Origin of the sequence: Oceanobacillus luteolus, assembly GCF_042678205.1 — a bacterium.
Classification (GTDB): Bacteria; Bacillota; Bacilli; order Bacillales; family Amphibacillaceae; genus Oceanobacillus; species Oceanobacillus luteolus.
In genome coordinates this window covers 39132-63907 of the sequence record NZ_JBHUDE010000164.1, presented here as the reverse complement: position 1 = coordinate 63907, position 24776 = coordinate 39132, and the positions used below count along the sequence as shown (strand labels likewise).

Annotated in this window: 25 protein-coding genes; all 25 read right to left on the bottom strand. The window is 37.9% G+C overall.

Annotated elements, in window-relative coordinates; translation table 11 throughout:
* Nucleotides 1-322 precede the first annotated feature (322 nt).
* Nucleotides 323-1141 (bottom strand): pyruvate, water dikinase regulatory protein, encoded by an 819-nt coding sequence (locus ACFSBH_RS19940; protein ID WP_251510081.1) that lies wholly within the window; start codon nt 1139-1141, stop codon nt 323-325.
* 16 nt (nt 1142-1157) lie between these two features.
* A complete protein-coding gene (locus tag ACFSBH_RS19935; RefSeq protein ID WP_251510080.1) occupies nt 1158-1790 on the bottom strand; it encodes a helix-turn-helix transcriptional regulator in 633 nt (210 codons plus the stop codon).
* 135 nt (nt 1791-1925) lie between these two features.
* Nucleotides 1926-4004 (bottom strand): glycine--tRNA ligase subunit beta, encoded by a 2079-nt coding sequence (gene glyS / locus ACFSBH_RS19930; protein WP_251510079.1) that lies wholly within the window; start codon nt 4002-4004, stop codon nt 1926-1928.
* The gene (gene glyQ / locus ACFSBH_RS19925; protein WP_379599411.1) at nt 3997-4884 is read right to left on the bottom strand and encodes a glycine--tRNA ligase subunit alpha; all 888 of its coding nucleotides are present in this window, start codon (nt 4882-4884) and stop codon (nt 3997-3999) included. Before glyQ ends, glyS begins: the two co-directional genes overlap by 8 nt.
* Nucleotides 4885-5278: 394 nt before the next feature.
* Entirely contained in the window at nt 5279-6028 is a 750-nt protein-coding gene (recO, locus tag ACFSBH_RS19920; protein WP_251510077.1) for a DNA repair protein RecO, read from the bottom strand.
* 30 nt (nt 6029-6058) lie between these two features.
* Nucleotides 6059-6220 carry a YqzL family protein gene (locus ACFSBH_RS19915; RefSeq protein WP_251510076.1) on the bottom strand — a complete coding sequence of 54 codons (162 nt, stop codon included), beginning with the start codon at nt 6218-6220 and terminating at the stop codon, nt 6059-6061.
* 93 nt (nt 6221-6313) lie between these two features.
* Complete coding sequence (era, locus tag ACFSBH_RS19910; RefSeq protein ID WP_251511082.1) at nt 6314-7216, bottom strand: GTPase Era; 903 nt, start codon at nt 7214-7216, stop codon at nt 6314-6316.
* A 274-nt stretch (nt 7217-7490) separates the two neighbouring features.
* Complete coding sequence (locus ACFSBH_RS19905; protein WP_379599408.1) at nt 7491-7874, bottom strand: diacylglycerol kinase family protein; 384 nt, start codon at nt 7872-7874, stop codon at nt 7491-7493.
* Nucleotides 7852-8319 (bottom strand): rRNA maturation RNase YbeY, encoded by a 468-nt coding sequence (ybeY, locus tag ACFSBH_RS19900; protein ID WP_379599406.1) that lies wholly within the window; start codon nt 8317-8319, stop codon nt 7852-7854. The genes ACFSBH_RS19905 and ybeY overlap by 23 nt, the downstream gene beginning before the upstream one ends.
* Nucleotides 8320-10485 carry an HD family phosphohydrolase gene (locus ACFSBH_RS19895; RefSeq protein WP_379599404.1) on the bottom strand — a complete coding sequence of 722 codons (2166 nt, stop codon included), beginning with the start codon at nt 10483-10485 and terminating at the stop codon, nt 8320-8322.
* A gap of 77 nt (nt 10486-10562) precedes the next feature.
* Nucleotides 10563-11531 (bottom strand): PhoH family protein, encoded by a 969-nt coding sequence (locus tag ACFSBH_RS19890; protein ID WP_251510073.1) that lies wholly within the window; start codon nt 11529-11531, stop codon nt 10563-10565.
* A 2-nt stretch (nt 11532-11533) separates the two neighbouring features.
* A complete protein-coding gene (yqfD, locus tag ACFSBH_RS19885) occupies nt 11534-12757 on the bottom strand; it encodes a sporulation protein YqfD (RefSeq protein ID WP_251510071.1) in 1224 nt (407 codons plus the stop codon).
* A 16-nt stretch (nt 12758-12773) separates the two neighbouring features.
* Nucleotides 12774-13055 carry a sporulation protein YqfC gene (gene yqfC / locus ACFSBH_RS19880; RefSeq protein WP_251510070.1) on the bottom strand — a complete coding sequence of 94 codons (282 nt, stop codon included), beginning with the start codon at nt 13053-13055 and terminating at the stop codon, nt 12774-12776.
* A gap of 128 nt (nt 13056-13183) precedes the next feature.
* Nucleotides 13184-13726: a hypothetical protein gene (locus tag ACFSBH_RS19875; protein WP_251510069.1), complete on the bottom strand. Its 543-nt coding sequence runs from the start codon at nt 13724-13726 to the stop codon at nt 13184-13186.
* 33 nt (nt 13727-13759) lie between these two features.
* On the bottom strand, nt 13760-14749 hold the full coding sequence (gene floA / locus ACFSBH_RS19870; protein WP_251510068.1) for a flotillin-like protein FloA: 990 nt from the start codon (nt 14747-14749) through the stop codon (nt 13760-13762).
* Between the two features lie 24 nt (nt 14750-14773).
* On the bottom strand, nt 14774-16105 hold the full coding sequence (locus tag ACFSBH_RS19865; RefSeq protein WP_251510067.1) for an NfeD family protein: 1332 nt from the start codon (nt 16103-16105) through the stop codon (nt 14774-14776).
* Nucleotides 16106-16326: 221 nt separating this feature from the next.
* On the bottom strand, nt 16327-16773 hold the full coding sequence (locus ACFSBH_RS19860; protein ID WP_251510066.1) for a GatB/YqeY domain-containing protein: 447 nt from the start codon (nt 16771-16773) through the stop codon (nt 16327-16329).
* Between the two features lie 18 nt (nt 16774-16791).
* Nucleotides 16792-16968, bottom strand: a complete 177-nt coding sequence (rpsU, locus tag ACFSBH_RS19855; RefSeq protein WP_072887896.1) for a 30S ribosomal protein S21 — start codon at nt 16966-16968, stop codon at nt 16792-16794.
* A 121-nt stretch (nt 16969-17089) separates the two neighbouring features.
* Complete coding sequence (gene deoC, locus ACFSBH_RS19850; RefSeq protein WP_251510065.1) at nt 17090-17761, bottom strand: deoxyribose-phosphate aldolase; 672 nt, start codon at nt 17759-17761, stop codon at nt 17090-17092.
* Nucleotides 17762-17825: 64 nt separating this feature from the next.
* Nucleotides 17826-19172, bottom strand: a complete 1347-nt coding sequence (gene mtaB, locus ACFSBH_RS19845; protein WP_251510063.1) for a tRNA (N(6)-L-threonylcarbamoyladenosine(37)-C(2))-methylthiotransferase MtaB — start codon at nt 19170-19172, stop codon at nt 17826-17828.
* Nucleotides 19160-19933 carry a 16S rRNA (uracil(1498)-N(3))-methyltransferase gene (locus ACFSBH_RS19840; protein WP_379599399.1) on the bottom strand — a complete coding sequence of 258 codons (774 nt, stop codon included), beginning with the start codon at nt 19931-19933 and terminating at the stop codon, nt 19160-19162. Before ACFSBH_RS19840 ends, mtaB begins: the two co-directional genes overlap by 13 nt.
* Before the next feature lie 26 nt (nt 19934-19959).
* Nucleotides 19960-20895 (bottom strand): 50S ribosomal protein L11 methyltransferase, encoded by a 936-nt coding sequence (prmA, locus tag ACFSBH_RS19835; RefSeq protein ID WP_251510059.1) that lies wholly within the window; start codon nt 20893-20895, stop codon nt 19960-19962.
* A 66-nt stretch (nt 20896-20961) separates the two neighbouring features.
* Nucleotides 20962-22089, bottom strand: a complete 1128-nt coding sequence (dnaJ, locus tag ACFSBH_RS19830) for a molecular chaperone DnaJ (protein WP_251510057.1) — start codon at nt 22087-22089, stop codon at nt 20962-20964.
* Between the two features lie 204 nt (nt 22090-22293).
* On the bottom strand, nt 22294-24132 hold the full coding sequence (dnaK, locus tag ACFSBH_RS19825; protein ID WP_379599397.1) for a molecular chaperone DnaK: 1839 nt from the start codon (nt 24130-24132) through the stop codon (nt 22294-22296).
* Between the two features lie 28 nt (nt 24133-24160).
* Nucleotides 24161-24733: a nucleotide exchange factor GrpE gene (grpE, locus tag ACFSBH_RS19820; RefSeq protein WP_379599395.1), complete on the bottom strand. Its 573-nt coding sequence runs from the start codon at nt 24731-24733 to the stop codon at nt 24161-24163.
* Nucleotides 24734-24776: the final 43 nt, after the last annotated feature.

Sequence of the window (24776 nt, the reverse complement as noted above, 5' to 3'; positions counted from 1 at the left end):
CATTTATTATAGAAGTTTCTTCATTTAAGAAAAAGTAGAAACATGGAAATACATATTTTTTAGTAATAACTAAATTTTTCTTGCTCTATAGTTGTTATTTCTATATTACAAAGCAACATTCCTTCTTTTTTTTGAATGTTTTACTTTTCAGAATATAACTAGCTACTAAACAATGAATATTTATATGTTTACACAAAAAATTATTATAATACATTTTTCGCAGAATTTCTATCAAATTATACTTTTTCTACTCAAAAAGAAGAAAACATTCTACAAACAAAGGAAGTAGAATGTTTTCCTCGTGAATCTGCTTTAAAATTCATTATTTATTTTCAGCTTTATTTTTAATCATTTGTAAAATAATATTAGCTGTTTCTTCAACTGCCTTATTTGAAACGTCAATAACGTCGCAACCTATCTTATCTACAACTTTATCAAAAAACTCAAGCTCTTGATTTATTCGTTTAATTGTAGCATAAGTAGCTTGGTTGCCAAGACCTAGAGCTTTAAGCCTTTCTTTACGGATTTCATTCAATTTTTCAGGACTTATCCGAAGGCCGATACATTTATCCTTTGCGACTTCAAACAGTTCCTCTGGCGGATCCACTTCTGGAACAATTGGAACGTTAGCTACTTTAATCCGCTTATTAGCCAGGTATTGAGATAATGGTGTCTTCGAAGTTCTCGATACCCCGACCAAAACAATATCCGCCCGTGCAATTCCTCTAGGATCTCTTCCATCATCATATTTGACGGCAAACTCAATTGCTTCAACACGCTTAAAATAATCTTCATCTAGTTTATGTACGAGACCAGGCTGCAAATGCGGTTCGGTTCCAAAAAACCTCTCCATCGCCTCAATGGTTGGCCCCATAATATCCAGTGCCTCTACCCCAAGTTCTTTTGCTTGGCCATTCAGATAGTTTCTTAATTCAGGGTCAACCAATGTGAAACCGATCATCGCCTTCTTCTCCTTAGCGATCTGAAGATATTCGGAAATCGTCCCTTTATCTTCCACATATGGTACACGGCTAATTTTGAAACTTCCATTATTAAATTGACTCAATCCAGCTTTGATGACGAGTTCTGCTGTCTCCCCAACTGAGTCAGATAGAATATAAACGGTAGGTTGCTTACTCATCTTCTCCCCCCTAATATCAGTCAAAACGGTTTTCTTCCGTTAATTCAACAAGTGCCTTTGTCATGGAGGTTTTTGTTATTCGCCCCACAATCTCCAAGCCTTTTTCGGTATCTTTAACGACAGGCAAACCATCAATTTGTTTATTGATCAATTTAAGCGCTGCTTCAAGCAGTGAATCATTTTTTCTGCATACTGTTATATTTGGCATCCGAGTCATAATGATATGAACTGGTATTTCATTTAAACGTTGCTGACCAAGACTTGCTCTCAATAAATCCTTCCTTGAAAGGACACCAGTTAAACAAGAATGTTCGTTTACCACAAATAAAGTTCCAACATCTTCCAAGAACATCGTGGTAATCGCATCGTATATCGACGCATCTTCATTTACAGCTACTGGTACTTGTTGATAGTCTTGAACCTTTAGCTTTTTGATATTCTCTGTGAGTAATTCTGAACCAGTTTTCCCCGTGTAAAAATATCCAACACGGGGTCTTGCTTCAAGAAAACCGGCCATGGTAAGGATAGCAAGATCTGGCCGCAGAGTTGCTCTAGTCAATCCTAGCTTTTCAGCAATTTTTTCTCCAGTAATCGGACCATTCAGTTTTACAATTTCGATAATCTTGTCTTGTCGCTCACTTAATTCCATTTATTCACCACCTCTTAAAAGAGACATACTAATTAATGTATATTATACATTATTAAGCGGCGAAAAGGAATTATGCCATACTATTTCGCGGAAACAAATGTAATCCTTGAAATAATTTTGTACATTAAAAGGACATTAGAAACTCTGTTTCCATTCAATCATCGTCAAATCAGCAAACTCACGAATTAATACCGATATAACAGAAACAAGTGCCAATCGATTATTTCTTATTTCTATATTATCTGCCATGACCATATTATTGTCAAAGAATTGATGTATTGGATCAGCAAGTAATTCTAGCTGTTCAAAAGCTTTCAATCCTTCTTGTTTGTCATTATGGAATTCAAATGGTTGCTTTGATTTCAAGTATTGTTCATATAACTGCTTTTCCGAATCTGTTTCAAACAGGTCTGGATTTACTACATTTGATTCAGCCTTGTCTGCTAAATTCAAAATCCTAACAAGTGCTTCTTCTGTGGCTTTGAAGGATGCGTCCTGTCGCTTATTGGATAAGATTTTTGCTTTTTCTATGGAATAGTTGAAATTACCAATCTCTTCATTTAGAACCGCTTGAACCACATCCTGTTCGATACCTAATTCTTTTAGTAGGAAACCGGCACGTAGTTTGAAGAAATCATATATTTTATCTTGGTAATCCTGGTCTTTATCTAAATCTAGTTCATCATACAGATCAAAAGCTAATTTAAGCAATTCTTCCAATGTAATCTTCCATTTTCTATCTTCCAATATCCTTAACACACCTGCTGCCTGTCTTCGGAGTGCATAAGGGTCTTGGGAACCGGATGGAGTCAATCCAACTGAAATGATACCAACTATTGTATCGATTTTTTCTGCTACACTTAATACTGCTCCAATTTCTGTTGCAGGTAATTCACCATTTGCATGAGTTGGCATATACTGTTCTCTTAATGCAATTGCCACTTCATTTTCTTCTTTAAAATTAAGTGCATAAATCTCACCAATTATCCCTTGTAGCTCGGTAAACTCGTTTACCATGTTCGTCATTAAATCGAATTTCCCGATTTCTGCAGCTCGTATTGCATGTTTAGTCGCTTCATTAGGAAGTTCAAGTTTCTCAGCAATTTGTTGTGTTAAATTTCGTACTCGCTGAACTTTTTCTGCTACCGTTCCTAATTTTTCTTGGAACACAACGCGTTCTAATTTGTTTAAGTAGAAATCAATAGAATTCTTCTGATCTTCTTCGTAAAAGAATTCAGCATCTGCAAGTCTTGCCCTTAACACTTTTTCGTTACCCTTGACTACCGTTTGAAGTGCTGTTCCATTGCCATTTCTAACACCGATGAAATAAGGCAACAAGTTCCCGTCTGAAGATTTTACTGGGAAATATCGTTGATGTTCTTTCATCGAGATGATTAATACATCGCTTGGGAGTTTTAAGAAACCTTCTTCAAAAGTACCTTGGAATACAGTTGGATATTCGACCAAGTTTGTAACTTCCGCTAACAAGTCGTTATCCACAATAATCTTATAGTTGTTTTCTTCTTCTAATGCTTTTATACCGTTTAAAATCTCTGTTTTTCTCTTTCCAGCATCAGCGATTACATAATTTTCCTCAAGTATTCTTTCGTATTCTTCTGCATCATTTATAGTCGTTGGTTTGCCTAAAAAACGGTGACCGTAAGTTACATTGCTTGTTCTTACTCCTGCGATTTCAAATGGTATAACTTCCTCTCCATACAGAGCCACTAGCCATCGGATCGGACGGGCGAATCGTAAAGATTGTTCTCCCCAACGCATATTACTGCTGAATGTAAGTGAAGTAATTATTTCCTTAAAGCCAGGTAGTATTTCCTTCGTTGGTTTACCCTCTATCCGCTTCGTTACAAATACATAGGATTTACCTTTGACTTCTTTTTCCACTAAATCTTCAACAGTTTTCCCTTGCCCCTTCGCAAAACCAATAGCTGCTTTTGTCCACTGTCCTTGCTCATCTTTAGCAATTGAGACAGCTGGACCCCTTGCTTCTTCCTCTATCGTAGATTGCACTTCAGCAATATCTCGTATCACGATGGAAATCCGTCTTGGAGTTGAATACGAAGTTATAGAATTATAAGATATTCTCGCTTCATTTAACCATGCGATAGTTTTATCTTTTAATTGCATTTCTGCATCATCGACAAATCGTGCTGGAAGTTCTTCAACACCGATCTCAAATAAAACATTATTAGCCATTTACCTCTTCTCCTTTTTTAAGCATTGGAAATCCTAATCTTTCCCTCTCTGTTACATAAGCTTTTGCAATGCTTCTAGCAAGATTTCTTACTCTTGTTATATATCCAGTCCGTTCGGTAACAGAGATTACTCCCCGAGCATCCAATAAGTTAAATGTGTGAGAACACTTTAAAACATAGTCATAGGCTGGGAATACAAGCCCTTTTTCCATGATACGCTTTGCCTCATTTTCATACTTCGAAAATAAATCAAATAACATGTCTGTATCTGATTCTTCAAAGGTATATGTAGAGTGTTCAAATTCAGGCTGGTAGAAAATATCACGGACAGTCACACCATCCGTCCATTCCAGGTCAAATACATTTTCCTTATCTTGTATATAAGACGCCAACCTTTCCACACCATAAGTCAACTCTACAGAAACAGGATTCGCTTCCAATCCTCCTATTTGTTGAAAATAAGTAAATTGGGTTACTTCCATACCATCCAGCCAGACTTCCCATCCCAATCCGGCTGCACCAAGCGTCGGATTTTCCCAGTTATCTTCAACAAAACGTATATCGTGTTTCAACGGGTCAATCCCTAGTTTTACTAACGATTCTAAATACAATTCTTGTATATTATCAGGAGATGGTTTCATAATTACCTGAAATTGATGATGTTGATACAAACGGTTCGGATTGTTACCGTATCTGCCATCAGCAGGTCGCCTTGATGGCTCCACATAAGCTACATTCCATGGTTCTGGCCCTAAACTACGAAGCAAGGTCATTGGTGACATGGTGCCGGCACCCTTTTCCGTATCATAAGCCTGAACAAGAATACAATTTTGTTCAGACCAATGTTTTTGCAAGGTTAAGATCATTTCTTGAATATTCATTACATTACCTCCAATATTATACGTAATAATTTAAAAGGGACGAGGAACATCTCCGTTGGTGAAACACTCCTACAAAAGCTAATTTAGCACTTATGCATTTTGCTTGAGAATATGATTACGTGTTTCTAAACGATAAAAAGCCGTCCCTATGCTTGCACAGCGCAAACATAGGGACGGCTTTCATACCGCGGTTCCACCCTATTTACCCGATTTTAGTAATCGAGTCACTTTATTGATTAGCTCAGGAGTGCCTTTCCTTACCATCAGTTTATCCAGCTTACACTATCCTGGACTCGCTATGGAAACTAATTTGATAAGTACTCTTTCCCTCATTGCTGATTATATTTATTGTGAATATGTAAAAGATGATAGACCAAAATGGTCGATATGTCAATTATATCCCTTTCAATTTATCCAATTGCTGGATAAACTTCTTGCTTTTTAAGAAGTAGCCACCATGACGGTCATAATACGCATCAATAATTTGTCTTAATAACTGTTTATTTTCTTGCTTAACGGAGATCTCACCGACCTGTTCAATACCAACGGACTGAAATAATTGCAAAAGTTTAACTTGAGTTTCTGTTAGATGAACTGCATTTTCATCTAAACGCCTGCAATTCCGGCAAAGAAAACCGCCTTCTCCTATCGAAAATACATAAGGCAATTCTGTACGCCCGCAATTGACACAATGTGATAAGGTCGGAGCAAATCCACCTTTTCTGAAGACTTTTAATTCATACATCATAACTGGTACTGCATATTCCTCTTTGTCGGCTATCCGAAGCATCGTTTGGTATAGTTGTTCATAAAGATATGGATCGGCAGATTTATCATCTATCAGTTTTTCCGTCAGTTCTGTCAAATATGCTGTAAAAGCAGTTTTTTCAATATCTTCCCTGATCGGACGAAATGAATCGATGATTTCCCCTTGCTGAATGGTACTTAAAGCTGAATTGACATACACAAAGAATTGCCCATGAATGAATGGCTGCGTTACAGCAGCCATTCTACTGCGTGGCTTTTTAGCACCTCTTGCCATCGCCGCAAATTTTCCTATTCTTTTACTAAAAATCGTGACAATCTTGTTTGTTTCTCCATAATCGACTGTTTTGATAATAATCCCTTCAATTTTCTCAAGCAAAGCTCGTCAGCTCTTTTCATATTTAATGCATTAAAACAATTTTTGAACAGTCTCGACATCGCTCATATTAGATAAATCAAATTCATTCCCTTGATCGTGATTTTCGCTTTTGACATTTTCTAGTTCCTTTAATAATAAATAGGTTTCAATGTTTCCTGTCTGACTAAATACTTTCCAAGTAATATCGAGCACAAGAAACCCCGCCTTTCTATTGTGGTTTGAAAATGTTTCTATTTCTAGATTGACCAGGAAGTTTAAAAAAATAAGTATTAAAATTTACCATGATTAATATTCATCTTTACGAAAGCCTAGTTCGTAAAGTTGACTTTGTTTGTTTCTCCAGTCTTTCTTCACCTTAACCCAAAGCTCCAGATAGACTTTTGAACCAAGAAGCACTTCAATATCTTTTCTAGCTTCTTGCCCAATCTTTTTCAACATACTTCCTTGCTTTCCAATAATGATTCCTTTTTGACTATTTCTCTCCGTAACAATAGTTGCCTGTATAAAGACCGTTTCGTCACTTCGTTTTTCCATATTTTCTAATGCGACAGCAATCGAATGAGGTACCTCTTCTCTCGTCAAGTGCAGTGCTTTTTCCCGAATCAGTTCAGTTATGATGAAACGTTCGGGATGATCAGTAACTTGATCGGCAGGATAATATTGTGGGCCTTCTGGAAGATATTTCTTTAATTCTCCTAGGAGACGATCAATATTATTACCTTGTAATGCGGAGATTGGAATAATCTCTTGGAAATCACTTTTTACCCTGTACTCATCAATAATACCCAGTAATTCTTCAGGCGAAACTAAATCAATTTTGTTTATGATTAAGAAAACAGGGCTTTTCACTGTTTTGAGACGATCAATAATAAATTGATCTCCTCTGCCATAGCCTTCATCTGCATTTATCATAAACAAGACAGCATCAACTTCATTTAATGTGTTTTCCGCAATTTTCATCATAAAATCACCGAGTCGATGTTTGGGTTTATGGATACCAGGAGTATCTATAAATATCATTTGATAGTCTTCTGCGGTTAGTACACCTTGTATTTTATTTCTAGTTGTTTGTGGTTTATCACTCATTATGGCGATTTTTTGACCGATGACATGATTAAGAAAAGTTGATTTCCCGACATTCGGTCTACCAATGATAGCGATAAAACCTGATTTATAATTGGAATCCATTTGAAGATCCTCCATGATGATTGTTTTTTTAATATTTAAATGTTGTTGTGGGTAGATTAGTTCCATCAATTTCCCACTTACAGCTGCTACGACCAGCAACTATTAGCAAAGAAAAACTGTGCGTCGCTAATCAGTCGCTTACACTTTTTTATATCATACTATAAAATAGCTTGCATTTCATATTTTCGACAAAAGTTGTAAAAACTTCTAATAATTTGCTGCAGGATGAAGGATGGGTTGCAGACAGGACATATCCTAGTCCTGCCTGATGGAGTTACAAGAGGATATTTATCTTTGGCAGAAAAATAAGTAATCCAACGACGACAGCGACAATCGCACTTACCAGTACTGCTCCTGCGGCAGCATCCTTAATGAAACGGGCACTTGGGTGATATTCAGGCTTCAGGTAATCAATCGTCTTTTCTATCGCCGTATTGATTAATTCGCTTATTAATACCATTCCAACAGCAAAGCTGATCAGCACCCATTCCATTATGGTTAGACTCAACATAAAGCCGACAATAATGACGAGCAAGGCTGCAAAAGAATGAAATCGAAAATTCCACTCCGATTTCCACACACCTATAAGTCCGGCAAACGCATGAAGAAAGCCTATATGACCCTTCTTCCCTTTTTTATCTTTCAATTCCAAACTCACTCAATATCTCATTTTGTCTAGCAAACATTTCCTTTTCCTCTTCTTCGGTTAAGTGATCATACCCTAAAAGATGGAGAAATCCGTGAATCGTTAAAAATGATATTTCTCTTTCTAGCGTATGACCGTACTCTTCCGCCTGTTCCTTTGCTCGATCAATTGATATAACGATATCACCAAGAATAGTAGGAATATCTTCTTCTCCGTAGATATGCAGTTCCCCATCGACTTTTTCCTGCATTGCAAACGATATGACATCAGTCGGTTCATCTTTTTGTCGGTAATTTCTATTCAATTCCTGTATTTCTTTATCATCAACAAAATTGACAGACATCTCCGCTTCTTGCGATACCCCTTCTTTCTTCCGTGCAAACTCCAGAAGTCTTTGCAAGAGATCGAAATATTCAGTGGGTAGTGAATTAGTTTCATCATGAAAATCAATATACATTTAATTTGCCTCCTTATCCTTTGTAGGATACTGAATTCGTGAATGGAAAAATCCTTTTAATGACTCACAAATGGTAGTTTGAATTACTTTTAGTTCTGTTAATGTTAATGGACTTTCGTCTAATTGTCCATCAGAAATTCGGTCATTCATAATAGAAGCCACTATTTCCTCAATTTTATCTTCAGTAGGTTCATTTAGTGACCGGACCGCAGCTTCTACCGAATCACATATGCTGATGATTGCAGCCTCTTTAGTAGCGGGCTTTGGACCTGGATAACGGTAATCCGTCTCTAATACTTCGGAATTTTGTTGTCTTTCCTTATGATAGAAAAACTTTAAAAGTGAGGTGCCGTGATGGGTCTTAGCAATTTCAATAATTTCTTTAGGAAACTTATTCTGCTTTAACATCTCAGCTCCATCATATGGATGGCTTATAATAATTTTAGCACTCTCTCTTGGATCCATTTGATCATGAGGATTACGATTTGTTAATTGATTTTCGATAAAGAATTGTGGCCTCACGGTTTTACCAATATCATGATAATACGCACCAACTCTTGCCAATAAGCCGTTAGCTCCAATTGCTTCACAGGCCGTCTCACTAATATTGGCTACCATAACCGAATGATGGTAGGTACCCGGCGCCTCTACTAAAAGTTTTTTTAATAGCGGCTGATTAGGGCTCGAAAGTTGCAACAGTTTAACATCAGATAATATTCCTAGACTAGTTTCAAAGAAAGGCAACAATCCAATCGTCAAAACCGCAGACAAGAACGCTGAAACCATCCCATAGGATGAATAGATGAAGAAGTCCATCACGGTATATTTTTCAAAGGACAAGAATAAAAATAATAGTACCGTGATGATGTTAACGAGAATAATCGCTATTCCCGACTTTAAAATCGCCAACCGATCCTTAACCCGAGGGAAGAAAAGTATTCCAGCCAGCTGCGAAAAGAAGAAATAAATTCCTGCTTCTATATTTAACGCCCCAGGAATAAATCCATTGAATATGACTGTCCCAAGGATTGCATATACGCCTGCCATAATAATCGCTAATCTTTCACTTATAAATAGCTTGATGAGAAGTGTACCCATGGCAATTGGCATCAAATAAAACAAATGATTATTCTCTGTAGAATATAAACTCACGACTTTCATTAAAGATATAACTATTACACTAATAATTAGGATGGCAGCTAAAATACGTTTATCGAATGAATTTGATTTGACCAATTTATTAATCTCAATTACGGAAATCCCGCCAAGGATGAATAATAACAAAATTAACCCTAATACCGGGTAGAAATTACGTTCACCATCCAATAGTCCCACTAGTCTCAGTTGTTCGTAAATTTCATTCGTAATTACTTGACCTTCACTGACAATGATTTCCCCAGCTTTTATCATCTCAGGATCTACATTGCTTGCGGCAATCTTCCTCGCTTCATTTGTCGCTTCTAAATCAAAGAATGAATTTTCCGTCACTATAAAGGTCGATAAATTGATTAATGCGTCTTTAACGATAGGTTCTAGATTTGAATATTTTATTTCATCTTGAACTAACCCACGAGCTGTTTGCAGGTTCTCTATCCTGACACCGTTTTCCATAACCTCTAACGTCGATTCAATGAAGAGTTTTTTTGCTTCTTTGAGTTCATTACTAGGCTGAGAAAGCAATGTGCGAAATACTTCAGCATCCACTCCAAGGACTATGTCCTCTGAAAGAACTTGACGTAATCGTTCAATTTTCTCATCAAGGGATAGCCCTTCTTCGTTTACAGCTTCCTCTTTCTCTCCGTCTTCTTGATCCTCAGCTTCATTTTTATTATCTTCATTCAATGTTAAAATAGCATCAAATATTTCTTCACTATATCCGATTCTTTCGTTGATAACCTGTTCTGAAATGGAATAGCGATCACCAACCTGTTGTACCGCTTCCCTCGTTTTCCTTTCCGTTTCATCCTCATTTTCAATGGTAACAGGTGAGCGAATCGTTGTGTTGGCTGTAGCAAAACGTTGAAGATCATAAGTCTCTGTATATACATTATTCAATGATAGGAAAAAGAAAAATAGGCTTTGTATGAGCACTATTATAACAATCAAAAATATACTCGTCCGATTTTTCAACCAGTTCTTCATCTGATCAATGAACTTGTTTTTCACTTTCTCACCCCTTTGTCCATAGCAAAAAGAACCTGTCTTCCAGGCCTACAGCACAAATAAGACCTACAAAGCAGGTCTTACTGATTTGTGTTTTCTTTGTCATAAGCACGGATTATTTTCTGTACAAGTGGATGACGTACAACATCAGAGTCATCTAAATAAATAAAGGAAATGCCTTCAATGCCTCTAAGCAGCTGTTCTGCCACCCGGAGACCAGATGCTACTCCTTTCGGGAGATCAATTTGGGTAACATCCCCAGTTATCACCATTTTAGATCCAAATCCCAAACGTGTTAAAAACATCTTCATTTGTGCAGGTGTGGTGTTCTGAGCTTCATCTAAGATGACAAAAGCATCATCTAAGGTTCTTCCTCGCATATAGGCAAGAGGAGCAATTTCAATTGTTTCCCGTTCAATTAACCGAGTAGTGTGTTCTGCACCTAAAACATCGTGTAAAGCATCATATAACGGCCTTAAGTAGGGATCAACCTTTTCTTTCAAATCTCCTGGCAGGAAACCTAAGCTTTCTCCTGCTTCAACAGCTGGCCTTGTTAGAATGATCCTTTTTACAAGCCCCTTTTTTAATGCGTCTACAGCCATTACAACTGCCAGATAAGTCTTTCCCGTACCAGCTGGGCCAAAACCGAACACCAAGTCGTTTGAACGAATTCGCTCAATATAATTTTTTTGTCCTAGTGTTTTTACTCGAATGGATTTACCTTTTACATTTTTTGTGATTTCGTCTTCAAACATTGCTTCAAACTGATTAATATTCCCTTTTCTTGCCATCTCAACGGCATAGCCTATATCTCTTTCGGAAAAACTGATTCCTTTTTGAATTAAAGAAAGCAATGAAAAAAGGACTTCCTGTAATACTTGTACGGCTTCCTCACTTCCAGAAGCTTGGACTTTTTCACCACGAGAAACGATGCGTATGTCCAATAAAGACTCTAATTGCTTTAAATACTTGTCATTATTTCCAAATAGCGCAAGAGCCTCAGTTGGATCTTGTAATTGTAAGTCGATATCAGTTAAGTTTCCTGTCATACTTAATCTCCTTGGTTTATCGGTTGTTCAATCGCTATATTTTCTTCCACTGTAATATACAAGCTTAGTTTAACTTTACCATGCCGGTTAGTTTCATGCAAAACTTTTTCTGATATAATTCTTGCATCATTTCCCAACTTTCTATATAAATCTTCCTTCGCCTGTTGTATACCGGCCTCAATTGCTTGTTCTCGTGTCCTCTCTGTAATCTTAGATGTACTTTCCATTCTTTTTTCCTTAACAATGTATAGTGGAAATTCCCAACCAAATATCTCTAATTTTTTTTCATCAATCTCCTTTATTTCATCATCAAATTCTTTTTTGTTCCATGGCCAGATTGGGAATGTATACGATCCAATCCCAAAGCGATAATTCTCATCTATATTTCCAGTCAATTCTATATGCTCGGATTGTAAAGGTATAAGAACTTCTGCGCGATACCATGTAGTAGCGATAACTTCCCCCTCTGAAGCAAGGTATTCATAATATACCTCTTCATTTTCCTCTTCTTTCGTTTTTTCCATATTCAGCTTTTCAATCGCTCCTGATACAAGTATTTTTCCTTTCTCCACAAAATCATTAACCCTAACTTGAGGCAAGCCTTTCTTTACATACATACTCTTGATTACTCCACTTTTGTTCGCAACCAAATGCCTAGGACTTTTCTTTTCCTCATCCTTTACAATCAATTTCTCTACACCTTCTAAATAAAAGCTTGTCCCTCTTTTTTCAATACCAACCCAAAGCAATTCGGGGACGTCCTCCAACAATAATTGTTGGATTTGATTGGGGGAATCGACAGTGAATGTAAAAGCACCGGGATGGACGCCGTAACTGGATAATCTTTCATAAATTTTATTTTCCAATTCTTCTGGAACGCCGGTTACTGTAACTTGCCAAATCATATTGGAAAGCATAAAAAATAAAAGCACACTAAGAAGCAAGCCAAATAGAAGTGGTTTTTTCCTCTTAGCTTTTTTATTGAGAAATGGAATTCCATACTTTTTCTTAAAATATATTTTATAATTACTTCCATGTCTTAACTTTTTTATCTTCTGAACGTCTTTTAATTGGACCATCGCCGTACATTGATTAGTGCTCTGCTTTTGGATTTCCCATAGCATAATACCGTTCGCTGCACATGTTTGTAAAAAACGTTCGGGATATTCTCCATTTACTTGAATTTGCAGATAGCCTGAAATATAGGACCCTTTTACAGTCTTCATATATCCTCCTTTGCAATCAGCTTGGTAAATATTTTACTTCTTCAATTTCTCCTTCTAATAAAATTTCTTCTGGTAACATTTGTTTTAATACAAACGAAGATCCCAAAATTTGTACATATCCATTTGTAGTTTTTACTTTGAGTTCGGTTTCTGAGTATGTTTCCAGCCCTTTATGATTTTCAATATACAAGTGAAAATTTCCAATCATGGTTAGCCTTGGTAATTCAAGTAAAACATCAGAAGGAAGTGATAGGTAATCAACCATTAAGTTACGCAATCGTAGATGCCATTTTTTCACTGATACATCCCCCTCCTCTTTATATGTATGAAATGAAAATTTAATTAAGACCATTAGAAAAGACAAAAAACCATCAGTAGACAATAGATTAAACATTGTACTGATGGTTTTTATAATAATATATCATTTTACTTTTTGTAACGTTCTAAAGTCGGACTTTCAAACGGCTTTAATGAGCGTGGTTTCCCTAATACTTCCGCCATAATGATGCCATTGATCAAACCTTTATTTTTTAAACTTTTCCGGATATCTTTACGCAATATTTCTTGCTCTTCGGAAAAGTATTTCGCTGGTTGTAATGAACCTGACTCTGTTAAATCTTGACCTATTTGATTACTAGTAACGGCTTTTTCGTCAGGCGAAGTTGACCTGCCAAATCTCTCTTGCAGACGCTCCATTTGAGCCTTTTGTTCCGCCTCAATGGAATCTGCAACAGTGACCTGAGGTTTAGCAGGCTGTTCTGCTTGCCTCCTTGGACTCTCTATTGGACGTTTAGTTTCAGTCCGAGTTCGGCTTGGTGCAGGTACCGGTTGCCGTTGCGGAGTATTAGTTTTAACTGGACGCTGCTTCTTTTTTTGTTCTTCCTTGTTACTGCCCAGGAAACCGATAATTCCTGAAATTATAATGAAAATCAGGAAAATGTTATCTAAGATTAGATCCAAAAAACCCATTACTTCCCTCCTTTACAGGAAACAAAGAAGTGCTTATTGATTGTTGTCATCATTGTCTTCTGTCAACTTACCGATCGTATCTCTCATTTCTGTATCTGCACTAATGTTACGATAGTTCATATAATCCATAACACCCATGTTTCCTGAACGGAGTGCTTCTGCCAATGCGCGAGGTACATCTGCTTCTGCTTCCACAACTTTCGCACGCATTTCTTGGGTTCGTGCAACCATTTCCTGTTCTAATGCGACTGCCATTGCACGGCGTTCTTCCGCTTTCGCCTGGGCTATATTCTTATCTGCTTCCGCTTGATCAATTTGTAATGTAGCACCAATGTTCTTACCAATATCTACATCTGCAATATCAATGGACAGAATTTCAAATGCTGTTCCTGAATCTAGTCCTTTAGCCAGTACAGTTTGTGAAATGGAATCTGGATTTTCAAGTACTTGTTCATGCGTATTAGAACTACCAATTGTACTGATAACACCTTCACCAACACGGGCGATTACTGTTTCTTCACCCGCTCCCCCAACAAGTCGGTCAATATTTGCACGAACCGTAATTCTCGCTAAAGCTTTTACCTCAATACCATTCATTGCAATACCAGCAATAAACGGCGTTTCAATTACTTTGGGGTTAACACTCATTTGTACAGCTTCTAATACATCACGTCCAGCAAGATCAATTGCTGCGCCTCTTTCAAATGGAAGTTCAATATTGGCACGGTGAGCAGCAATCAATGCATTTACTACCCTATCTACGTTACCACCAGCAAGGTAATGGCTTTCAAGCTGATTAATTGCTACATTAAGTCCTGCTTTGTGTGCTTTTATTAACGGGTTTATTACTCTGCTCGGTACAACTCGACGTAATCGCATTCCGATCAAAGTAAAAATACTAACCTTTACCCCAGCTGCAAGTGCACTAATCCAAAGTGCTACTGGAATAAATGTAAATAGAATTGCTACTGCTATTACAATAACAGCAATAATAATAATTGGTAGAATTTCAAAACCACCCATAATTCTTTCCTCCTAATTGTGTATTTATTTTATTATTTCTCTTACAACTACTCGCATTCCTTCAACTTTGGTGACTTTTATCGTCTTTCCTTCTTCAATAAAACTGCCTTCCGAAACGACATCTATTTTTTCATCTGCAAACATTCCAGTTCCTGAAGGACGTAATGGAGTTAAAGAAACACCTTCCATACCAATCAATTCCAGACGGTTCACGGATGAAACATAGCCTAATTCTGTGGATGTTTGGTCTTTTAGAATAATATGACGGAAGATACCTTTATCCATACCGATTCTCCGGTATAAATAGATGGCGGCCACGATAGCGACAATAAAAGCAATACTGATACTCAAGGCCATATGTCCCATATCATAACCTGACATCATTAAGGATCCGAGGATAGCACCAATTCCCAGCAAACCAACAATGCCACCTGGTAAAAAGAACTCCGCAATAACTAGTATGATTCCAAGTATCAGAAGAATTATCGCTTCCATTCCAGCCAAACCGGCAACGATATGGCCATAGAAAAATAGGAATAATGCAATGAGTCCCATAGTACCCGGCACACCAAAACCCGGCGAATATAGTTCAAGCACAAGACCAAGACTGGCGACGGATAATAAAATCGGTATAACCAGCGGGTGGGTTAAAAAACGCGCAATCTCCTCTGCAATAGTCGTTTCAGTTTCAACAATGGTTGCATTTGTTAAATCAAGCTCCGCTAAAAGTTCTACACGATGATTGACAATTCCTTCAGCATAGCCAACTTCGACAGCTTCACTTGGACCAAGGGTTAGAAATTTCCCTTCTGCTGCACCGTATTCCGGTAAGTCAATAGAAGGATCGGCCATTGCTGCGGCATATAACGGATCTCTTCCCTTTGATTCAGCCGCACTCCGCATTGCCGCTATCCAAGCTGATTGCGCCTTTTCATCTGCAGCATTACCATCCCCGGTAATGACACCACTCGCTCCCATCGTTGCTTGAGGCTTAAAATAGATATTATCAGTATTGAGTGCTATATATGAGCCAGCAGATAATGCTTCATGAATAACAAATGAAGTTGTAGGAATTTCCAGGTTTTGTAACAACTCGGCAATTTGACCTGCAGAATCAACTCTTCCACCAGGAGTATCAATTTCAAAAATAATATGATCGGCATTTGCCTCAATTGCTTCATTCGTGGTTCTAGTTAAAAAAGCTTCGAGTCCTCGTTCGACTTCACGCTCTATCGGAATAACATAGACGATTTTCCCCGTCCCATCACCATGTACTTTTTCTCCGAACAAAGGGAAGGAAACAAGTCCTACAATGAAAATAATGAGTATGTAGTGTAATATCTTTTTGGCAGGCAACTTTAACACCCCCTTTATATTTACCTATTTATACGAAATTCAACAACCAGATGTTTCATTTTTTAAAAACTTTTTAAAAGGAATACCTGTCACTAAGATACTATCACATATTATCTACATATGAAAAGAATGGTACAGGACTAAAAAATGGTTCCATTCATTTTTTGATGAATGGAACCATTTTCAAGGTGTTAAAGAAGAGTTTTAAATTAAACTATCATTCATTTTAATTTTTGTTCAACAATTTTCTTTACTTGAGAGCCGTCAGCTTTCCCTTTCGTTAAAGGAATCACTTTACCCATTACTTTTCCAAAATCTTTCATGGAAGTGGCATTGGCTTCTTGTATCGTCTGCTCAACAATTTCATGCAATTCCTCTAAAGAAAGTTGCTCCGGCATATACTGCTCTAAAACGTTTATTTCAAATCTAACTTTTTCAGAAAGGTCTTCCCGACCTGCGGAAGTAAATTCTTGGAGGGACTCTTTCCTTTGTTTGAGCTCTCTTGATAAAATTGTCAATTCTTCATCTTCTGTTAGATGTTCTTTACCCAGCTTAATTGATTCATTTTGAATCGAAGCTTTAACCATGCGAATAACACTAAGGGTATCCTTGTCTTTATTTTTCATCGCCTGAACCATATCTTGATTCAGCTTTTCAAGTAAAGTCATCAAAGCTACACCCTCTTCTTAGTATTTACGCTTTCTAGCAGCCTCCGATTTCTTCTTACGTCTTACGCTAGGTTTTTCATAATGTTCACGCTTGCGATATTCCTGTAATGTACCGCTTTTTGATACACTACGCTTGAAGCGACGAAGAGCATCCTCAAGAGACTCGTTTTTACGAACGCGAGTTGTATTTGACATGCTTGTTTCCCTCCCTCCGAAGCAAAAAACAAAAGTTATCAGCGAATGAATACTAAGTCACACGCTCCCTAAATTATAATATAATCAAACTTTCAGGTCAACAGAAAGTTTGTTATTAGGTTTAATAGTTTTCTGTGCCTTTTAATCCTTTGATAATAGACACTCCCGCACTTGCACCGATTCTTGATGCACCAGCATCAATCATTTGTTGCATAGTCTCCAAGTCTCTAATGCCACCAGAGGCTTTTACACCTATTTCTTCACCTACTGTATCACGCATTAACTTAACATCTGCAACTGTTGCACCTCCACCAGAAAAGCCTGTGGATGTTTTTACAAAATCCGCACCAGCAGCCTTAGCCAGCTTGCAGGCATTAACTTTTTCCTCTTCTGTTAAAAGCGAAGTTTCAATGATCACCTTGGTGATCGCTTGTCCTTCTGCAGCTTGCACAACAGCTCTGATGTCTTCCTGGACCAATTCATCTTTCCCGGATTTTAATGCGCCTATATTTATTACCATATCCACTTCGGTTGCACCATCTTTTATGGCTTGTTCAGTTTCTGAGACTTTCGCTTCAGTTGAGGTGGCACCTAAAGGAAATCCAATTACTGTACAGACTTTTACTGGTGTATCTTTTAATTCACTATAACATGAAGAAACCCATGTTGGGTTCACACAGACAGAAGCAAATTCATATTCCTTTGCTTCTTCCACCAATTTGTTGATTTGGTCTTCTGTTGCTTCAGGTTTTAAAAGTGTATGATCGATATATTTGGCTAATGAAGTTGTCATGCTATCAATCCTTTCCTTATTTGGTATAACAATCATATCCGGCACAGCTCTATCTTAGCTTTTGTTATTTAGTTAATGCGTGGGTTGCATCATCCATAACCCGTACAAATGTCCCCTCATTATATGGATAACCAGATTTTGTGACTTTCACACGCACAAGTTTCCCTACCATATCTTTTGTACCTTCGAATTGTACCTTAAGGTAGTTATCCGTATACCCAACTAATAGTTCAGGTTGGTCTTCATTTACTATTCTTTCTTCAGGAATCACTTCCAACACTTCATTTTCAAATGTGGATGCGTATTCTTTTGCCAATTGATCTGATAGAGCGATGAGGCGGTTTACTCGATCCTCTTTCACCTCATCCTCAACTTGGTTATCCATTCGAGCTGCAGGAGTACCAGTACGACGTGAATATGGAAATACATGTAGCTCACTGTATCCTATTTCTTTAATGAAGTTATAAGTTTCTTGGAATTCTTCCTCTGTTTCTCCAGGGAAACCTACAATGACATCTGATGTAATTGCCAAGTTAGGTAATGCTTGTCTAATTTTAGCGATTTTTTCCTTATAGAAAGCAGTTGAGTATTTACGACGCATTCTTGCAAGAACGGAATCAGATCCAGACTGAACTGGAATATGAAGATGTCTAACAATTTTTTGGGAGTTATTGAGTACATCAATCACTTCATCCGTAATTTGGCTCGCTTCAATGGACGATATTCTAATTCTTTTTAGTCCATCGACTTTTTCCTCTAAATCACGAAGTAGTCTAGCGAAGTTATAATCCACCATGTCCTCACCATATCCAGCAGTATGAATACCAGTAAGAACGATTTCTTTATATCCTGCATCTACAAGTTTTTGCGCTTGGTTGATTACATTCTCAGGGTCACGTGAACGAAGTAAACCTCTTGACCATGGAATAATACAGAAAGTACAGAAGTTATTACAGCCTTCTTGAATCTTTAAGGAAGCTCTTGTACGATCCGTAAATTCAGGTACATCCATTTCTTCAAATACACGATTTTTCATAATATTACTCACACCGTTAACCGGCAATCTCGTCTGCTTATGTTCTTCAATATATTTGAAGATATTTTTTCTGTCTTGTGTACCGACAACCACATCGACCCCTGGAATCTCCATTACTTCACCAGGAGAAGTTTGTGCATAACATCCAGTAACACAGACGATCGCATCTGGGTTACTGCGAATTGCTCTCCGAATCACTTGTCTACTTTTCTTATCACCAGAGTTTGTTACGGTACAAGTATTAATTACATAAACATCGGAATCATGGTCGAATTCTACACGTTCATACCCTTTTTCCTTGAACATCCGCCAAATACCTTCTGTTTCGTAATGGTTAACTTTACATCCCAACGTATGAAATGCTACTGTTTGCATTCATTCCACCTCAGTTCTTCAAAATGGTAAGAGATACTCGATAAAGCATATAATGCAGCAGTTTCAGTCCGGAGAATTCGAGGTCCGAAGCGGACTGGTTTAAAATCATTCTCCTTTAATAGCTCAGCCTCCTTTTCCGAAAAACCACCTTCAGGGCCAATACAAATCAACAACTGCATTCCACTATTCATTTCCTTTAACACTTCTGCAAAGGATTGGTAGGAAGTTGTTTTTGCCTCTTCCTCGTAGGCAAAAATTTTCACATCAAATTGATCACTGACTTCAATCAGTTGCTTAATACTGACAAGATCATGGATTGTAGGAATTTTATTGCGATGGCTTTGTTCACTTGCTTCTTTCACAATTTTTCCAAATCGTTGTAATTTCTTCTTCATTTTCTTCTCATCCCAAACAACGATGGAACGTTCTGCTTTATACGGTATAAAGGAATCAGCTCCAAGTTCGGTTCCCTTTTGAAGAATAAAATCCATCTTATCGCCTTTTGGTAAACCTTGAACAATAGTAACTTCTATAGGCAATTCAACATCTTGATCCTGCCAGTCAACGATATTTGCTCTAACTTTGTCATTGGATATTTCACTGATCTCACAAATCGCGGCTCTGCCATTTCGGTGATTACATATAATGCGATCACCGACTTCCCCACGCATAACACGCGAGATGTGATGGACATCCTCACCATATATTGTGACATCTGTCTCTGACCAAGCATCATCCTTAAGTATAAAATATCGTTGCATTCCATTCACCTACCACTAATTCATTTTCATGGTTTCATTGCTACGATTGAAATCCATTCTTCCAATTCATTTACTTCGATTATTTCAAAGCCTTGGTGCTTCAATTGCTCAAGGACAGTTTCCTTTTTGGTTTCTATAATTCCGGAAGTGATAAAAAATCCTTTATTTTTTAAATTCTTCCATGCGTCATCCACAAATTTCACAATAATTTCCGCAAGTATATTCGAAACAATGACTTCTGCCTGTAAATCAACATTCCGCAACAGATTATTCTGCTTTACAGATATTTTATCAGTGAGTTCGTTCATAGCAATATTTGATTTACTGCTTTTAACAGCGACTTCATCCAAATCATACGCATACACTTTCTCGGCACCAAGTTTTGCAGCTGCTATACTCAGCACACCTGAACCTGAACCGACATCGATTACGACATTTGATGGTTCAGCATACTTTTCAAGCGCTTGGATACTTAAGACTGTTGTGGGGTGGGTCCCCGTGCCGAACGCCATTCCAGGGTCCATTTCAATTATTATTTCGGAATCTCGTTTTGGTTCATATGTTTCCCAAATCGGCTTAATTGTAATATTATCAGTCACTTGAAGAGGTTTATAATACTTTTTCCAAGCTGTCGCCCAATCTTCTTCATGGACCTCACTTAAGGTTATTTCATTTTTCCCCATATCATGATAATCAGTTAACTTATTTATTTCTTCCCTGATTTCGGCAATAGAATCCTTAAGATAGCTGTTGACTGGTAAATATGCTTTAATACGGACACCTTCTTCAGGATAATCATTTGGATTCAATTCATAGATTTCACCAAATTGTGAATCACGCGCTTTAATCAAATCAAGTGGATCCTCAATAATCAACCCGCTCAAACCTGCTTCATGAAGCACATATGATATCGATTCAACCGCTTCACGGGTTGTGTGGATGCATACTTCCGTCCAGTTCATTATACCAACTCATTTCATAGAAGATTGTTTCTTTTATGTATAGATGTTGTGTGTCACACAACATCTTTATTCGCCTTTAAAAGCTTTCTTAAAGCGTTGGAAGAAATTCGAATCCTGTTCATTCGTAGAATCATTCCCTCCAATAGCATTGAATTCCCTCAATAACTCTTTTTGTCTATCGGTTAATTTAGTAGGTGTAATGACACGAACTTTAATATGCTGGTCCCCTTGACCACGTCCTCGAACGTTTACCACACCTTTACCCCGAAGTCTGAACGTTTTACCTGTTTGGGTACCCGCAGGGATTCTCAACTTAACTTTCCCATGGACCGTTGGCACTTCGACTTCATCACCTAAGGCAGCTTGTGCAAAAGTTAATGGAAGCTCACAGAATATATGGTCTCCTTCACGTTCAAAATATTCATGTGGTCTGACACGGATTGCAACATATAAATCACCTGGAGGGCCACCATTTATGCCAGCCTCCCCTTGGCCTGCAACTCTAATTTGTTGGCCTTCGTCAATTCCAGCCGGGATTGTAACATCAATTTTACGATGCTTTTTCACACGGCCTTCTCCATGACAAGTGGTACATTTATCAGTAACGACCTTACCTTTACCGCTACAATAAGGACATACTCGGCGATTCACAACTCTACCGAATGGTGTGTTCTGTTCTTGGTTCAACTGACCTGTTCCATGACAATGGGTACAAGTTTCTGGTTTCGTTCCTGGCTTACCACCAGTTCCATGACAAGTAGTACATTCTTCTTCTCGCGGTACAGTTATATTCAATTCTTTCCCAAAAATCGCTTCTTCAAAATCTAAAGTTACGGTATATTGTAAGTCGTTACCTTGTCGCGGTGCATTAGGATCACGACTTCCAGCACCACCACCAAAGAACATATCAAATATATCTCCAAAACCGCCAAAGTCGGCACCGCCGCCTCCGAATCCACCAAATCCTTGTGCACCTGGACCTGCATGGCCAAATTGGTCGTATTGAGCTCGTTTTTGATCGTCATTTAGTACTTCATACGCTTCTTTTACTTCTTTAAACTTCTCTTCTGCTCCCGGTTCTTTATTTACATCCGGATGATATTTTCTTGCAAGTTTACGATAAGCCCTTTTTATTTCATCTTTTGATGCGCTTTTCTCTACACCTAAAACATCATAATAATCACGCTTACTCAAATTTCATCACTCTCCTGCCGAACTAATCACATAAGTGTTATCATATCATTATCTATAAAACAATGGCAACTAATGGTTTACTTTTATTTATGCTACGACACATTAAATGTAGCGATTATAGCCTGAATCGACCCTGCCTCTTTTGAAATCACCTAGAAAAAAGTCAAAGTCAAGAGAATCCTGACTTTGACTTTTTAGTATACCTTATTTTTTATTATCTTCGTCGTCCACTTCTTGATAATCAGCGTCTACAACATCATCATCGTTTTGAGATTGAGTTGTGTCTGCACCACCTTCAGCTTGTTGCTGTTGTTGCATTTGCTCATATAGCTTCACAGACAATTGTTGTACGTGTTCTTCTAGAGCAGTTTTCTTCGCTTTAATATCTTCCAGATCAGATCCTTCTAAAGCTTTTTTAAGATCTTCTTTAGCTGCTTCTGCTTTGTTCTTATCATCCTCTGTTACTTTATCTCCGAGATCTTTGATTGTTTTCTCTGTTGTGAAGATAAGTTGGTCGGCTTCATTACGAAGGTCTACCTCTTCACGGCGTTTTTTGTCTGCTTCAGCATTTTCTTCCGCTTCTCTTACCATTCTTTCTACTTCTTCATCTGATAATCCAGAAGAAGACTGAATAGTGATAGATTGTTCTTTGTTAGTTCCCATATCTTTTGCACGCACGTTTACAATTCCGTTTGCGTCAATATCAAAGCTTACTTCGATTTGAGGGATTCCACGAGGTGCTGGTGGAATATCAGTCAATTGGAAACGACCAAGTGTCTTGTTATCCGCCGCCATTTCACGCTCACCTTGTAACACGTGGATATCAACAGCTGTTTGGTTATCTGCTGCAGTTGAGAACACTTGAGAATGGCTAGTTGGAATAGTTGTATTTCTTTCAATAAGCTTTGTAAATACGCCACCCATTGTTTCGATTCCAAGTGATAGTGGAGTTACGTCAAGCAATAGAACATCCTTAACATCACCTGCAAGTACACCACCTTGAATTGCTGCACCTAGTGCAACCACTTCATCCGGGTTTACTCCTTTTGAAGGCTCTTTTCCGATTTCACGTTTGATAGCTTCTTGAACAGAAGGGATACGTGTAGAACCTCCAACTAGTAGTACTTTATCTATATCACTTGCTGAGAAGCCTGCATCAGATAAAGCTTTACGAGTAGGAACCATTGTGCGTTCAACAAGCTCTGAAGATAGCTCTTCAAATTTCGCACGGGATAAACTCATCTCTAAGTGTAATGGTCCTGATTCACCAGCAGTAATGAATGGTAAGGAAATTTGAGTTTGAGAAACTCCTGACAATTCTTTCTTGGCTTTTTCTGCCGCATCTTTTAGACGCTGTGTAGCCATTTTATCTTGAGACAAATCAATGCCATTTTCTTTCTTAAATTCTTCAACCATATAGTTGATGATCACTTGGTCGAAGTCGTCTCCACCTAGTCGGTTGTCACCAGCAGTTGCCAATACCTCAAATGTACCGTCCCCGATATCAAGAATAGAAACGTCAAAAGTACCTCCACCGAGGTCAAATACAAGAATTGTTTGATCTTCATTTTCTTTATCGATACCATATGCTAAAGCTGCTGCAGTTGGCTCGTTGATAATACGTTCTACTTCAAGACCGGCAATTCTGCCCGCATCTCTTGTCGCTTGACGTTCTGAGTCATTGAAATAAGCAGGCACAGTAATTACTGCTTTTTCAATTTTTTCTCCGATATAATCTTCTGCATAAGCTTTAATATGCTGCAAAATGATTGCAGAAACTTCCTGAGGTGTGTATTCTTTATCCTCGATTTTCACTTTATAATCTGTACCCATATGACGCTTGATAGATTGAATGGTATTTGGATTAGTGATTGCTTGTCGCTTAGCAATCTCACCTACTTGTCTTTCACCATTTTTAAAAGCAATAACTGATGGTGTCGTGCGGTTACCTTCCGGGTTAGGAATGATAACTGCTTCTCCACCTTCCATCACTGCCACAGCAGAGTTTGTAGTTCCTAAGTCAATACCAATTATTTTACTCATTTATTGAAATCCTCCTCAAAAAATCCAATTATTTATTAACTTTAACCATTGCTGGTCGAATCACACGATCTTTAAGCATATAACCTTTTTGCAATTCTTCAACTACATAGTTCGATTCAAAGTTTTCATCTTCTACCTGCATCACCGCATGGTGTAGGTTCGGATCAAACTCCTTCCCTTCTGCTTCTATTGCTTCAATGCCATTGTTTTTCAAAGCATCTTGCAGCTGACGGTAGACCATTGAAATTCCTTCAATCAGATTGCTTGTAGCATCTGTATGTTCTACTTGTAATGCGCGCTCAAAGTTATCAAGAACAGGAAGAAGATCATTAGCAATGTCTTGGGATTTATATTTCCGTTCTGCTTCTTTTTCCTTTTGTGAGCGTTTTTTAAAGTTGTCGAATTCTGCCTGTAAGCGAACCAATCGATTAAACAGGTCTTCTTTTTCCTTATGTAGCTCTTCTATTTCTTTATTCAATTCACTCGATTCTTCACTTTCTTGAACGATTTCTTCGTTCTCTTCAGCAGAATCCGTCACTTCAACAGAATCCTTTTCTTCTACCTCTTCGTTTGCTTGTGTCTCGTCTCTTTTCTCCGTCACAAGCGCCACCTCCACTCTCTATATTTCTCAAAAAAGCACCAAA

Coding starts and splice junctions, on each gene's coding strand:
- ACFSBH_RS19860 (WP_251510066.1), bottom strand. CDS start 16,773: ATGACTTTACTTGAAAAGCTGAATCAAGATATGGTTCAGGCGATGAAA.
- rpsU (WP_072887896.1), bottom strand. CDS start 16,968: ATGTCAAATACAACTCGCGTTCGTAAAAACGAGTCTCTTGAGGATGCT.
- deoC (WP_251510065.1), bottom strand. CDS start 17,761: ATGACAACTTCATTAGCCAAATATATCGATCATACACTTTTAAAACCT.
- dnaK (WP_379599397.1), bottom strand. CDS start 24,132: ATGAGTAAAATAATTGGTATTGACTTAGGAACTACAAACTCTGCTGTG.
- ybeY (WP_379599406.1), bottom strand. CDS start 8,319: ATGTATATTGATTTTCATGATGAAACTAATTCACTACCCACTGAATAT.
- ACFSBH_RS19935 (WP_251510080.1), bottom strand. CDS start 1,790: ATGGAATTAAGTGAGCGACAAGACAAGATTATCGAAATTGTAAAACTG.
- ACFSBH_RS19890 (WP_251510073.1), bottom strand. CDS start 11,531: ATGACAGGAAACTTAACTGATATCGACTTACAATTACAAGATCCAACT.
- mtaB (WP_251510063.1), bottom strand. CDS start 19,172: ATGCAAACAGTAGCATTTCATACGTTGGGATGTAAAGTTAACCATTAC.
- floA (WP_251510068.1), bottom strand. CDS start 14,749: ATGGGTGGTTTTGAAATTCTACCAATTATTATTATTGCTGTTATTGTA.
- glyS (WP_251510079.1), bottom strand. CDS start 4,004: ATGGCTAATAATGTTTTATTTGAGATCGGTGTTGAAGAACTTCCAGCA.
- yqfD (WP_251510071.1), bottom strand. CDS start 12,757: ATGAAGACTGTAAAAGGGTCCTATATTTCAGGCTATCTGCAAATTCAA.
- ACFSBH_RS19840 (WP_379599399.1), bottom strand. CDS start 19,933: ATGCAACGATATTTTATACTTAAGGATGATGCTTGGTCAGAGACAGAT.
- prmA (WP_251510059.1), bottom strand. CDS start 20,895: ATGAACTGGACGGAAGTATGCATCCACACAACCCGTGAAGCGGTTGAA.
- era (WP_251511082.1), bottom strand. CDS start 7,216: ATGGATTCCAATTATAAATCAGGTTTTATCGCTATCATTGGTAGACCG.
- ACFSBH_RS19875 (WP_251510069.1), bottom strand. CDS start 13,726: ATGGGTTTTTTGGATCTAATCTTAGATAACATTTTCCTGATTTTCATT.
- glyQ (WP_379599411.1), bottom strand. CDS start 4,884: ATGAATATTCAAGAAATGATCTTAACCTTGCAAAAACATTGGTCTGAA.
- ACFSBH_RS19940 (WP_251510081.1), bottom strand. CDS start 1,141: ATGAGTAAGCAACCTACCGTTTATATTCTATCTGACTCAGTTGGGGAG.